The sequence below is a fragment of the Hoeflea ulvae genome (assembly GCF_026619435.1).
GTDB lineage: Bacteria > Pseudomonadota > Alphaproteobacteria > Rhizobiales > Rhizobiaceae > Hoeflea > Hoeflea ulvae.
This window is the reverse complement of record NZ_JAOVZQ010000001.1, coordinates 3140525-3154074: the sequence shown is the minus strand read 5'-3', so window position 1 is coordinate 3154074 and position 13550 is coordinate 3140525. Positions and strand designations below refer to the sequence as shown.

General features: G+C 63.3%; 6 protein-coding genes and 2 pseudogenes. 7 read left to right on the top strand and 1 reads right to left on the bottom strand.

The window, feature by feature from the left end; translation table 11 throughout:
• Window positions 1–13: 13 nt before the first annotated feature.
• The 5 genes and pseudogenes from sufC (at window position 14) to sufA (ending at window position 4208) form a co-directional block, all read left to right on the top strand.
• Window positions 14–769: a Fe-S cluster assembly ATPase SufC gene (sufC, locus tag OEG82_RS14925; RefSeq protein WP_267613189.1), complete on the top strand. Its 756-nt coding sequence runs from the start codon at window positions 14–16 to the stop codon at window positions 767–769.
• 43 nt (window positions 770–812) lie between these two features.
• A pseudogene (gene sufD, locus OEG82_RS14920) lies at window positions 813–2085 on the top strand (Fe-S cluster assembly protein SufD).
• A pseudogene (locus tag OEG82_RS14915) lies at window positions 2078–3310 on the top strand (cysteine desulfurase); the annotation flags it as partial. The pseudogenes sufD and OEG82_RS14915, both read left to right, overlap by 8 nt.
• Before the next feature lie 18 nt (window positions 3311–3328).
• On the top strand, window positions 3329–3709 hold the full coding sequence (locus OEG82_RS14910; protein WP_267614966.1) for an SUF system Fe-S cluster assembly protein: 381 nt from the start codon (window positions 3329–3331) through the stop codon (window positions 3707–3709).
• A 109-nt stretch (window positions 3710–3818) separates the two neighbouring features.
• On the top strand, window positions 3819–4208 hold the full coding sequence (sufA, locus tag OEG82_RS14905) for a Fe-S cluster assembly scaffold SufA (RefSeq protein ID WP_267613188.1): 390 nt from the start codon (window positions 3819–3821) through the stop codon (window positions 4206–4208).
• Window positions 4209–4550: 342 nt separating this feature from the next.
• Here the strand turns inward: sufA and OEG82_RS14900 are convergent, their stop codons facing one another.
• On the bottom strand, window positions 4551–7106 hold the full coding sequence (locus OEG82_RS14900; protein ID WP_267613187.1) for a GcvT family protein: 2556 nt from the start codon (window positions 7104–7106) through the stop codon (window positions 4551–4553).
• A 286-nt stretch (window positions 7107–7392) separates the two neighbouring features.
• Here OEG82_RS14900 and OEG82_RS14895 point away from each other — a divergent pair, with 286 nt between their 5' ends.
• Window positions 7393–9330: an autotransporter assembly complex protein TamA gene (locus tag OEG82_RS14895; protein ID WP_267613186.1), complete on the top strand. Its 1938-nt coding sequence runs from the start codon at window positions 7393–7395 to the stop codon at window positions 9328–9330.
• A 1-nt stretch (window position 9331) separates the two neighbouring features.
• On the top strand, window positions 9332–13522 hold the full coding sequence (locus OEG82_RS14890; protein ID WP_267613185.1) for a translocation/assembly module TamB domain-containing protein: 4191 nt from the start codon (window positions 9332–9334) through the stop codon (window positions 13520–13522).
• The last annotated feature ends 28 nt before the right edge of the window (window positions 13523–13550 follow it).

Sequence of the window (13550 nt, the reverse complement as noted above, 5' to 3'; positions counted from 1 at the left end):
GGGAAACAACGACATGCTAGAAATCAAGAACCTTCACGCCCGGATCGCCGAGGACGGCACCGAGATCATTCGCGGGCTCAATCTGACGGTCAAGGCCGGCGAAGTGGCGGCCATCATGGGCCCCAACGGATCGGGCAAATCCACCCTGTCCTATATTCTTGCAGGCCGGAAGGACTATGAAGTCACCGAAGGCGACATTTTGTACAATGGCGAGAGCATTCTGGAGCTGGATCCATCCGAGCGCGCCGCCAAGGGCATCTTCCTAGCCTTCCAGTATCCGGTGGAAATCCCCGGCGTGGCCACCATGCAGTTCCTCAAGGTGGCGATGAACGAGCAGCGCAAGGCGCGCGGCGAGGACGAATTGAAAACCCCTGATTTCATCAAGCTGGTCAAGGAAGCCGCAGCCAGCCTGCAGATCAATCCGGACATGCTCAAGCGCCCGCTCAATGTCGGGTTTTCCGGCGGCGAGAAGAAGCGCGCCGAAATCCTGCAGATGAAATTGCTGGCGCCGCAGCTTTGCGTGCTCGACGAGACCGATTCCGGCCTCGACATCGACGCGCTGAAGATCGTTTCCGACGGCGTAAACGCGTTGCGGTCTCCGGACCGCGCAGTCATCGTCATCACCCACTATCAGCGCCTGCTCGAATACATCGTGCCCGACAGCGTGCACGTGCTGTATCAGGGTCAGGTGATCAAATCCGGTGGCAAGGATCTGGCGCACGATCTGGAAGCCAATGGCTACACCGGCATCATTGAAGCCGCCGCTTGAAGCGACGCTGAACGGACGGGCCGAAAGGCCAGGAGAGACAGGCATGGACATGCAGACAAAGCCGCCACGTACAGCAGCAGAACAGGCAATTCTGGACAGTTTCGCCGAGATGACCGGCCAGTTGCCCGGCGACGCGCCGGTGACAGCCGCCCGCGACAAGCTGCTCGGCGCCGTTGCGGATGCGGGTCTTCCGACCCGGCGCATCGAGAGCTGGCATTACACCGATCTGCGCAACCTGTTGCGCAGCGTTCCCGGGCGCTCGACAGGCAAGGCCAAGCGGGTCGATCCGTTGTTGTGGGGCAGCGTGGTGCTGCCGATGGTGCAGGGCCGCGGCGCCGACGTGTCCATGCCTGAAGGTGTCCGGCTCGAGCGTTTCAACGCGCTGCTGACCTCGGGCGAGGCTGCCGGCCAGCTTGCCGCACGCGGATCGGATGATCTGATCGGTCAGCTCAACGGCGCCTTTGTCGGCGACGGCTACAGCTTCAGTGTTGCCGCCGAAGCTCAGATCGAGGACATCATCGAGCTGCAGTCGGTTCAATCCAGCGGACAGGTGCACAACCGCTTCGTGGCGAATTTCGGCGCCAAATCCAAGGCGATGGTGATCGAACGCCATCTCGGCGATGAAGCCGAAACCGGATTGTCGACGTCGATTTCCGCGCTTGACCTCGCCGACGGCGCCGAGGTGAGCTGGATCATCCTGCAGGGCCGCGGCGTTGAAGATCAGCATCTGGGCCAGCTCACCGCGCGGCTCGGTGCCGATGCGACGCTGAAGGTCTATGTCATCAATGCCGGCGGCAAGCTGGTGCGGCAGGAGCTGCATGTAGACGTGGCCGGCGAGGGCTCGCATTTCGACCTGCGCTGCGTCAATCTGCTGGCAGGCGAGAGCCACACCGATGTCACGATGACGCTTGGTCATGCCGTGCCCAACACCACCTCCAGCGAGATTGTCCGCAACGTGGTGCTCGACCGCGCCCGCGGCGTCTTCCAGTGGCCAGATCCGGGTGGCGCAGGAAGCGCAGAAGACCGATGCGCAGATGGCCTGCAACACGCTGCTGCTGTCCGACGATGGCGAATTCGCGGCCAAGCCCGAACTCGAGATCTTTGCCGACGACGTGATCTGCGCCCATGGCGCCACGGTGATCGACATCGATGACACCCACCTGTTCTACCTGATGGCGCGCGGCATCACCGAGAAGTCGGCCCGCGGCTTGCTGGTCAATGGTTTTGTCGACGAACTGATTGAGGAACTCGAAAACGAGGATCTGGTCGAGGCGCTGGAATCCCTTGTCGAACAGTGGCTTGCGAACCATGGCTGATATTCTGAATCACGCCTATGACGTCGAGGAGGTCCGCAAGGATTTCCCGATCCTGTCGCGCATGGTGCATGGCAAGCCGCTGGTCTATCTCGACAACGGGGCCTCGGCGCAAAAGCCGCAGGTGATGATCGACGCGGTCAGCCAGGCCTATGCGAACGAATATGCCAATGTGCATCGCGGGCTGCATTTTCTGTCCAATGCCGCGACAGATGCCTATGAGAACGCCCGCGAGATCGTCAGGCGGTTCCTCAATGCGCCGTCGGTCGACAATGTGGTATTCACCAAATCGACCACCGAGGCGATCAACACCGTCGCCTATGGCTACGGCATGCCGCACATCAAGGATGGCGACGAGATCGTCGTCACCATCATGGAGCACCATTCCAACATCGTGCCATGGCATTTCCTGCGCGAACGGCAGGGTGCGAAGATCGTCTGGGTCGGCGTCGACGACCAGGGCAATTTCGATCTCGACGATTTCCGCAATGCGCTCACCGACCGCACCAAGCTGGTCGCCATCACCCATATGTCCAATGTGCTCGGCACGGTCGTTGATGTGAAGGAAGTCTGCCGCATCGCGCATGAGCGCGGCGTCAAGGTTCTCATAGACGGCAGCCAGGCGGCGGTGCACATGCCGGTCGATGTCCAGGACATCGATTGCGACTGGTATGTGATGACCGGCCACAAGCTCTACGGCCCTTCGGGCATCGGAGTGCTCTACGGCAAGACCGAGGCGCTCAAGGCGATGCAGCCCTTCATGGGCGGCGGCGAAATGATCGTCGATGTCAGCGAGGACGCGGTCACCTATAATGATCCGCCGCACCGGTTCGAGGCCGGCACACCCCCGATCGTGCAGGCGATCGGACTGGGCGTGTCGCTCGACTATATGGAGAAGCTCGGCCGCGCGCGCATTGCCGCGCATGAGGCCGATCTGGCCGCCTATGCGCATGAGAAACTCTCGGCGGTCAATGCACTCAGGCTGATCGGCACGGCGCCGGGCAAGGGGGCGATCTTTGCCTTCGAGATCGAGGGCATCCATGCCCATGATGTCTCGATGCTGATCGACCGGTCGGGCGTGGCGGTCAGGGCGGGCACCCATTGCGCCCAGCCGCTGCTCAAGCGGTTCGGCGCGACATCGACTTGCCGCGCCTCGATGGGGCTGTACAATAGCCGTGCTGAAATCGATGTGCTGGTTGAGGCACTCGACAAGGCGCGGGCCTTCTTTCTTGATGGAGCAAAGCCGATGAGCGACGCACCCGAAACCGAAAATGCCGAGCCGAACGAGGCTGTGGTCACCTCCGCGATTCCGCGCGACGAACTGGCGCGGCTGAGCGACGACATCATCTCGGCGCTGAAGACCGTCTATGACCCGGAAATTCCCTCCGACATCTACGAGCTCGGCCTGATCTACAAGATCGACATCGAGGACGACCGGATGGTCAAGATCGCCATGACGCTGACGGCGCCGGGCTGCCCGGTGGCCGGCGAAATGCCGGGCTGGGTCGAAAATGCGGTCAGCACCGTCGAAGGCATTTCCGGCGTCGAGGTGTCGATGACCTTTGATCCGCCCTGGTCGCCGGACCGGATGAGCGAAGAGGCCCAGGTTGCCGTTGGCTGGTATTGAGCCGGCAGCTTCTGGTTTTCAGGGCGCTTCTTGTTAACCTGACCGATCCACACTACATTCATGGAACGAAGCAGCGGGCCTTGAACCCGCGTGGCTTAAGGAGACCGTGATGGGTTTTGCCGTAATGACATTGACGCCGGCTGCCGCCGAGCGTGTCAAGACAGTCCTGAAATCCTCAGATGGTGCTGAAGGCATTCGCGTGAGCATCAAGAAGGGCGGCTGCGCCGGCATGGAATATGCCATTGATCTGGCTACCGAGGTCAATCCCAAGGATGACCGGATCGAGCGCGATGGCGCCACCGTCTTCGTGGCTCCCGAAGCCGTGCTCTATCTGCTCGGAACCGAGATGGATTACGAAGTCACCAAGCTGCGCTCCGGCTTCGTCTTCAACAATCCCAACCAGACATCAGCCTGCGGCTGCGGCGAATCCGTCGAGCTCAAGCCCGCCGACCTGGCCAAGCTGGCCGAGGCCGGCAACCCGGTGGTGCGGGCTGACTGATCCGGCCAGACTCTCCGGCAGGTTGAGTTAAGATATTTGCAAGTTGAGTCGTGAAATGCCCGCAAGTCTCTGACTTTGCGGGTATTTTTGTGTCTTTTCGGTATGCCGCGGACATGACAGAACTGGATTTTGACGAGATGTTCCGTCACCGTCATGCCGGACTTGATCCGGCATCCAGCGGGCGAGCGTCCGCGAGCCGGAAAACCAGTTCTGTTCGACAAATGATAGAGTCTCTCACCGCGCCGACGCGCGGTGGCTGGACCCCGGATCAAGTCCGGGGTGACGGTAAGGGAAGTCTGTCAGACGTCCTCAATATCACGCTTGGTTCGAAGATGCAGCACCTTAGCTCCGCATCTTCTCACCCATCGGATCAAACGGCGCTTCCAGCGCAATACGGGCCGGGCGGCGGATGCCGAGGATTTCGATTTCGAACATGCCGGCGTCGCCGTTGCTCGCAAGAGCTGCGGGGATGTATCCCTGGGCCATCGAACTTCCGATGCTGTGGGCGTAGCCGCCCGACGTGATCCAGCCGACGACGCGCCAGTCGCCATCGCGCAATGTTCCGCCTTCGGGCTTGGCGATTTCGGTGCCGTCGGCATCAAAGCGCGGCGCGCCGTAGCCGTGCGGTTGTTCGACCGTTCCGTAGTCGGTGTCGCCAACCTTGGCCCAGACCGGCTCGTCGCCCATGACGTCGGCGTCAAGAGCATCAACGAGAAATGAGGTGCGCATCAGTTTCGGCCCGTCGGCATGTTCCTTGGCGGCGGCTTCGCGACCGATGAAATCGTTCTTCGCGAGCTTGATGAAACGGTCCATGCCGGCCTCATAGGGGCCGTAGATCGGACGGAGTTCGCGGAACCAGGTCGGGAAATTCTTCTCCAGCCGCATCGACAGCAGCGCCCGCATGCCGAAATCGGCGATGCCGAATTCCTGGCCAGCCGCCTTGATGGCGCGGTAGACAGCCTGCTGATAGGCCGGTTCCATCCAGATCTCGTAGCCCAGGTCGCCGGTATAGGTCACGCGGTTGACCATGCAGGGCGCGCCGCCGACATCCATCTGGCGGAAATCCATGAAGCGGAAGGCGGCATTGGACACGTCGTCATCGGTCAATTTTGTGAGCAGGTCGCGGGCGCGCGCTCCGGCGATCGACAGGCCGACCAGTGTGAGGTCATAGCGGTGAATGCGGATCGGGCTGCCCGCAGGCAGGTGTTTGTTGAACCAGCGCATGTGATAGCGCTGCGCCGCCGACGAGCCCCAGACCATGAAGTCCTCGTCCGCCACCTTGGCGATGGTGAAATCGCCGATCAGCTTGCCGAATTCATTGAGCATCGGGGTCAGCACGATTCGTCCGAGCTTCGGCATGGTGTTTGTCATCAGACACGACAGCCAGGCCTCCGCGCCGGGACCCGCAACGCGGTATTTGGCGAAGTTGGCGATCTCGGTGACGCCGACGCGTTCGCGTACGGCGCGGACTTCGTTGCCGATGTGTTTGAAATCATTGGAGCGATGGAAGGAAAGCACATCGTGAGCTTCGTCTGCAGTGGGGGCGAACCACAAGGGTGTTTCAAGTCCCCAGCTGTCGCCCATCACGGCGTGGTTGTCGCGGGTCATGACATCGTAGAGCGGCGTGGTCTGCTGCGGCCGAGCGGCGGGCAGTTCCTCGTTCGGGAACGAGATCGAGAACCGGCGGGAGTAGTTCTCGCGCACCTTGGCGTTGGTGTAGCGCAAGGTTGCCCATTCGCCGTAACGCGATACATCCATGCCCCAGATGTCGGCACCCGGATCGCCGTGGACCATCCAGTTCGACAGCGCGAGTCCAACGCCGCCGCCCTGGCTGAAGCCGGCCATCACGGCGCAGGCTGTCCAGTAGTTTGTAAGGCCCGGCACCGGCCCCACAAGCGGATTGCCGTCAGGGGCGAAGGTGAAGGGGCCGTTGATGACCTGCTTGATGCCTGCGTTTTCCATCTCCGGGAAGTGCCTGAAGCCGACCTCCAGCGACGGCGCGATGCGGTCAAGATCAGGCGCCAGCAGCTCGTGGCCGAAATCCCACGGCGTGTCGATTGGCGACCAGGGCTTGCAGGCCTTTTCATAGGTGCCAAGCAGAATGCCGGAGCGCTCCTGGCGGGTATAGATCTCGCCCTTGAAGTCAATGACGCCAACCAGTTCGCGGCCGGTCCTGGCGTTGAACTCGAGAACCTCGGGCATCTCGTCGGTGAGCAGATACATGTGCTCCATGGCCAGAAGCGGCAATTCGAGGCCGACCATGCGGCCGACTTCGCGCGCCCACAGCCCACCGGCATTGACCACGTGATCGGCCTTGACCGTGCCTTGCTCGGTGATGACGTTCCAGGTGCCGTCGGGCTCCTGGGTGAGCTCGATGACGCGGTTGCGCAGCACGATTTCGGCGCCGAGCTTCTGCGCGGCCTTGGCATAGGCATGGGTGGTGCCAGAGGGGTCGAGATGGCCTTCGACCGGATCCCACAGCGCGCCGACGAAATTGCTCTCGTCCATCAGCGGGAACATTGCCTTGGCTTCGGACGGGGTGATGAGCTCGGTTTCCATGCCGAGATAGCGGCCCTTGGCGTGCACCAGACGAAGGAAATCCATGCGCTCGGGGCTGTCGGCCATCATCACGCCGCCGGTCAGGTGCAAGCCGCAGGACTGGCCGGAGAGTTCTTCGAGTTCCTCATAGAGGCTCACCGTGTAGGCCTGCAGCTTGGCGACATTGGGATCGCCATTGAGCGTGTGAAAGCCGCCGGCTGCATGCCAGGAGGAACCGGATGTGAGTTCCGAGCGTTCAATCAGCATGACATCGATCCATCCGGCCTTGGCCAGATGATACAGCACCGAACACCCGACAACCCCGCCGCCGATAACGACAGCCCTGACATGAGATCTCATCATGAAACTCCCAACACGAATATCGCGGCAGATTGCGTAATCGGGACTGGTCGCACAAGAGGCAATTGCGACATCCGCCGACAAAGCTTTTCGCTCACGATCGCCCGGGCCGACAGGTGCCAGGCACGGCCGGGGAGGGCGAGGCAGGCTTTTTCGCCGGCCGTGATAAACGCTGCTCGACAAAACAGAATTTCGACATATGTCTAATGTCGGGCGGCCCTGATAAGGGCAGGATAGACGAAAAATGTTCAGCAAGCGTTCATCATGACATGCTAGATAGGTAAGAATGACACACGCGCGGACCAAAACCTCCGAAGCGCGCGGCACCGTGTGGCCGCGCAGGCTTTCGGCTGGCCTGTGCCTGGGTATCGCGCTTTCGTTTGCGAGCGTTCCTGCCGGCGCCTTCGAGGTGTTCGGCCTGAAGCTGTTCGAGGGTGACGAGGCCGATACGATCGAGGTTGTCGATCCGCTGTCCTATACTGCCACCATCGAGGTTGCCGGGGCCGATCCCGATGACGCCTTGCACACCGAGCTTGAGGCAGCGTCGCAGCTGATCCAGGGCGCCGAGCGCCCGGTTGCGGGTTCGATCGGCCTGATCCAGCGCGCCAATGGCGATTTCGAACAATTGATCGCCGCGCTTTATGAAAACGCCCGCTATGCCGGCGAGGTGCGCATCCTGCTCGACGGCAGGCCCTTGGCCGATCTGCCGCCGGATGCGGATCTGAGCCGCGCGGAACCGGTGCCAGTGCGCATTCTGGTCGATCCGGGCAAGCAGTTCCGCTTCGGCACGGTCGTGATCGGCGATGCCGACGGCGGCACCTATGCCGCCGATGCGCAGGGTCTGACGCCGGGCGAGCTGGCAAAATCGACAGTGATTCTCGATGCCGAAACGGCCCTGGTTCGCGATCTGGAGAAGAACGGTCATCCGTTCGCCCAGATCACCGGGCGCGACGTGGTGGCCGACCATGACCGCGGCGTGCTCGATGTGTCACTGCAGCTTGAAGCCGGGCCGGTTGCCGATTTCGGCCAGACCGCGGTGGATGGCGCCGAAAGCGTCAATTCCGATTTCATCGCGCGGATGGCCGGAATTCCGCAAGGCGAGCAATATACGCCCGCCGCCCTGACCGCCGCGGAAAAGCGATTGCGGTCGCTCGAAGTGTTTTCAAGCGTCAATGTGCGTGGCAGCGACAGTCTCTCCGCCGACGGTTCCGTTCCGGTTCAGGTGACGGTGTCGGAACGCAAGCACCGCTTCCTTGGGGCAGGCGCGACCTACTCTTCCACCGATGGTGGCGGGCTAGAAGCCTATTGGGGCCACCGCAACCTGTTCGGCCGCGCCGAAAAGCTCCGGATCGAAGGATCGGTCAGCAGTCTGGGCGAAACCGCCGAGGCCGAGGACATGACCTGGCGCGGGGCAGTGCTGTTTGAAAAGCCGGGCGTTCTCGGACCAGCGTCGAAATTCACCTCCAAGCTGGAAATCGAGCAGGAAAATCCGGATGCCTATCGCCGCTTCTCGGTCGAGGCTGCGGCGGGGGTGTCCTATGAGCTGACCCCGGAACAGACCGTCTCGGCCGGCGTCAATATCGAATATGCCAAGCTGACCGACAGCTTCAATGTCGATCTCGAGACCCTGACCGTGGCGCTGCCGCTCGAATATGTGCGCGACACCCGCAACAACAAGCTCAACCCGACCACCGGCACCCGCCTGTCGTTGCTGGTCGAGCCGGCGCACGAGATCAATGGCGGGGCGACTTTCGTCAAGCTGCGCGCCGAGGCCTCGGCCTATCGGGCGCTGGATGCCGAAAAGCGTTTCGTGATTGCCGGTCGTGTCGCCGCCGGATCGATCTATGGCGCCGACTTGGCCTCGATTCCCGCCAATCGCCGGTTCTATGCCGGTGGTGGCGGCTCGGTGCGCGGTTACGGCTATCAGGATATCGGTCCGATGGACGCATCCGGCGATCCCACCGGTGGCCGTTCCATGCTCGAAACATCGGCGGAACTGCGCATCGGCATCACCGAGAAGGTGGGTATCGTGCCGTTTGTCGATGCCGGCCTGGTCAGCGCCAATGAGGATTTCTCCGACACCGAATTCAAGGTCGGCGCCGGCGTCGGCCTGCGATACCAGACGCCGTTCGGGCCGCTGCGCGTCGACGTTGCGCTGCCCCTGAACAAGGGCGAGAACGATCCCGACTACGGAATCTATGCCGGGATCGGACAGGCATTCTGACATGGCCGTGCCGAAGACACCCAGATCCCGTCCGCGCCTGATCTGGCGCGTGGCCCGGTGGTTTGCCATCGGGGTGCTGGTGCTGCTGGCCGCCGGATTGCTGGTGTTCCTGACCACGCCGGGCGGCCGGCTGATCGCGCTGACGCTGAACCGGCTCGGGTCGACTCCGGCGCAGAGCGTCGAGATCGACCGCATCGAAGGGCTTGTTTCCGGCACGACGCGGATCGGCCATGTGATGCTCAGCGATGCCAGCGGCGAGCCGTGGCTGCTGATCAAGGACATTCGCATTGACTGGTCGCCGCTGGCGCTGCTGAGTGCCACGCTGGCCATCGACGACATCACGATTGACCGGGTGGAGCTGGCGCGGCTGCCCGAAGCTGCCGAAAGTGAAGATGAAAGCGGCGCGCTGGTGCTGCCCCCGGCGTTCGACATCAAGCGCTTTACAGCCAATGACATCCTCGTCGGCGAGCCGGTGGCCGGCCGCGTTGCGCAGTTTGAAGCCCGCGGCAGCGCCAAGGTCGATGCCTCGCTGTCGACCGCGCTGGCGGATCTGGTGGTCAAGCGGATCGACGGCGTCGGCGGTGAGCTGACGCTTGATGCCGACTATCTTGAGGCCGAAGACCGCTTCAACATCTCGGCCAAGCTGACAGAGCCTGCGGGCGGGGTCATGGCGCATCTGCTGCGGCTTGCTCCCGAAGATGCCATCAGCCTGACCGCGACATCGCAAGGGTCACTGGCGGACTGGCGTCTGAGCGCCAACGGCATCGTCAATGACGAACTGGTGGCGGAAGCCAATCTGCAGATGGTGGCGGGCGAGGCGGGTGATGCGGTGTCGTTGCAGGCCAACGGGTCGTTTGACCGGTTCCTGCCGCCATCCATTGGCCAGCTGGTTGCCGGACGCAGCGATCTGGTGCTCGAAGGCCTGATCGAACCCGACCGTGTGGGCGCGGTCATCGACCTGTTCACATTCTCCTCTGCCGTCCTGAGTGCCGAAGGCCACGGCCGGGTGGCGCGCGAAGGCCAAGTTGACCTGACGGCGTCGGTGTCACCAAAACCGGGGGCCGGCGCGTTGCAATTCGGCGAAGACGGCGCCCGCATCTCCCTGGCGGTGCCGGCGGCAACCATCCGCGTGAGCGGCAATGCCGAGGAAGCGGCCATTCGGCTTGAAGCATCGACAGATGCGGTAGCGGGCAGCGATTTCACCGCAGACCAGATCAGCGCCACCGTCGATTTCGACCGGTTCTCGCTCGCCACCCGCAGCGGCACCGGCATGATTGACGTCAAGGCCGGCGCCATAGGCTCGGCCAACGAAATCCTCGCCCGCGCCGTCGCCGGCGGTGTCTCGCTTGCCGGCGATGTCACGCTGGCCGAAGACGGCTCGGTGTCGAGCGAGAGCCTGACTGTCAGCTCGGGTGTTGCCAATGTGGTGATGCAGGATCTTGCCTATGACAGCGCCGGCGGGCTTGCCGCCCAACTTTCGGGAACGCTGCGCACCGCGGTGCTGTCGGCGGAAGCGCCGAAGATGCTCGGCGCAACAATGGAATTCGGCGGCGAGGTGGCGCGTGATGATGCCGGTGCGGTCACCGTGCGTGACTTCCAGCTGTCGACCGATGTCGTCAAGGCTTCGGGCGGCGTGGCGCTTGGCAGCGAGGGCGAGATTGCCGGCGACATTGCAGCCAGCATCTCCAGCCTGGCAGGCGTCAGCGAGGCCGTGTCGGGCGGTGCGAGCCTTTCGGCAACCCTGTCCGGACAGGCTTCCGCACCCGGCTTCGAAGCGACGCTGACGGGTGACGGATTGATGGTCCAGGGCCGCGATCTGTCCGATCTGGTGCTTGCGGCCAAAGGCGTGGCGGATCCGGATGCGCCGCAGGCCGATATTGACATTACCGGCTCGCTGGAAGGCAAGCCGATCGACGGCAGTGTTGTGCTCGCCCGCTCCGAAGGCGCGGTCCGGATCGATCCGCTGCGGTTGCAGGTGGCCGACAATCTGATATCGGGAACACTGGTGCTGGATGAGGCCTTTCGGCCCGTGGGAACTATCGATCTCGACCTCAAGGATATCGGTTCGCTCTCGGCACTGGCGCTGCAGTCGATCACCGGCAGTGGCGGCGGCACAATCAAGTTTGACGTGCAAGACACCATCTCCGTGGCCGATATCAAGCTCGGATTCCCGGAACTTTCGGGCGACGGGTTTTCCGTGCGCGACGCCAGCCTGGATGCCAGCATTGCCGATCTGATGGGGGCGCCGAAGCCGACCGGCACGCTCGATGTCGCCTCATTGAACGCCGGCGGCACCGATGTCTCCGGGCTCAAGGCAGAATTCTCCCAGTCGGACGGCTGGACCGTGATCGACGGCAAGGCCCAGGCCGCCGGATTGCCGGTGGCGCTGGAGGCTCGGCTGCGTCAGGGCGACGAGGGGCTGGAACTGGAGCTGGAAAGCGGCCAGACGACCTGGAACGGGCTTGCGGTCAGACTGACCGAAAAGGCGCGGGTGGTGGTTGTCGACGGCGCTGCCCGGATCGAGCGGCTTGTGATCTCGCCGGGCGGCGGAGAGGTTGCAGTGACCGGCACTGCCGGCGAGGCGCTGGACATCGATATCGCGATAACCGGCCTGCCGCTGACCTCGATCAATGCGGTTGCTCCGGGCGGCGGATTGTCGGGCTCGCTGTCGGGCAATGTCAAAGTCAGCGGAACGGCCTCGGCACCGGTGGTCAGCTATGATCTCAATGCCAGCGATGTCCGCGCTGCAGCGGCCTCATCGGTCGCGGACCTGCCGATGTCGATCAGCGCAAGCGGCGGGTTGAATGGCGGGCGGCTGAGCTTTGATGCGCGCGGCGATGGCGGCGGCCTGTCCTTCGCTGCATCGGGCGGGCTGGATACTGCTGGCGCGCGCGCCATCTCCGCGCAGATCAATGGCAGCGTGCCGTTCTCGCTGCTGTCGCGAACCCTTGCCCAGCAGGGGCTGGCGCTGACCGGAACGGCCAATGCCAATATCAATATCGACGGGTCTGTGGCAACGCCGCAGATTGCCGGATCGATCACAACCTCCGGCGCGCGGCTGGTTGATGGTCGGACGGGCATCGCCATCGACAATCTGAGCGCGGATATCGGCCTGACGCCCGGACAGGCAACAATCCGCGCGCTGTCGGGCGAGTTGTCCTCGGGCGGCAAGATCAGCGGCTCCGGGACTGTGTCGATCGACGCGGCCGCCAATTTCCCCGCCGATCTGAACCTGAAGGTGGATCGAGGGCGCTATGCCGACGGCCAGATGGTGGCGACACAGTTTGATGCCGATCTGACCCTGACCGGACCTTTGACGGCGCTGCCGGAGCTTGGCGGTACGGTGCGACTGGACGAGACCACGATCACGGTTCCCGACACGCTGCCAAGTTCGATCGCCGGGCTTGATGTCACCCACAAGAACGCCACGGCGCAGGTTCAGTCCCAGGCCGAGCGTCTGTCGGGCAGCAGCGACGGCAGCTCGTCCGGCGGGCTTGCACTGGATGTGCAGGTCCGGGCCAGCCGCATCTTCGTACGCGGCAGGGGCATGGATGTGGAACTGGGCGGCGGCTTGCGGCTGACCGGCAATATCGGCGCGCCGGTGGCAGCCGGCGGTTTCGATCTGACCCGCGGCCGGCTCAGCGTGCTCGGCAAGCGGCTTGATTTCACCCGGGGCAGCCTCGGCTTTGCCGGCTCGGTCGTGCCGATCCTGGATCTGGCAGCCTCGAGCCAGTCCGGCACCACCACGATCACCGTGCTGGTGACCGGGCGGGCCGATGCGCCGACGATCAGCTTCACTTCGAGCCCGGATCTGCCCGAGGACGAAATCCTGGCGCAGCTCGTGTTCGGGCGCTCGATGAGCAGCCTGTCGCCGCTGCAGATTGCCCAGTTGGCCGAAGCCGCCGGACAGTTGACCGGTGCGGTCAAGGGCGGCGGACTGGTCGAAACCCTGCGCCGTGCCACCGGTGTGGACGACATCGATGTGCGCACCGACGAGGAAACCGGCGACACATCGCTCGGTGTCGGCAAATATCTCAATGACCGCACCTATTTCGGTCTCGAGAGCGGCGCCTCTGCCGGTTCGAGCAAGGCCCGGATCGATCTCGATATCGGCAAGGGCATCAAGCTGCGTGGCGAGGCCGGTGCGGATGGTGAAACCAAGGGCGGCATCTTCTTCGAACGCGAATATTGAGCGCGCGGCTTCGGCCTCACCACAAATT

Excerpts from the sequence above, each read along its gene's own strand:
- sufC (WP_267613189.1), top strand. The coding sequence starts at position 14 with ATGCTAGAAATCAAGAACCTTCACGCCCGGATCGCCGAGGACGGCACC.
- OEG82_RS14910 (WP_267614966.1), top strand. The coding sequence starts at position 3,329 with ATGAGCGACGCACCCGAAACCGAAAATGCCGAGCCGAACGAGGCTGTG.
- sufA (WP_267613188.1), top strand. The coding sequence starts at position 3,819 with ATGGGTTTTGCCGTAATGACATTGACGCCGGCTGCCGCCGAGCGTGTC.
- OEG82_RS14900 (WP_267613187.1), bottom strand. The coding sequence starts at position 7,106 with ATGAGATCTCATGTCAGGGCTGTCGTTATCGGCGGCGGGGTTGTCGGG.
- OEG82_RS14895 (WP_267613186.1), top strand. The coding sequence starts at position 7,393 with ATGACACACGCGCGGACCAAAACCTCCGAAGCGCGCGGCACCGTGTGG.
- OEG82_RS14890 (WP_267613185.1), top strand. The coding sequence starts at position 9,332 with ATGGCCGTGCCGAAGACACCCAGATCCCGTCCGCGCCTGATCTGGCGC.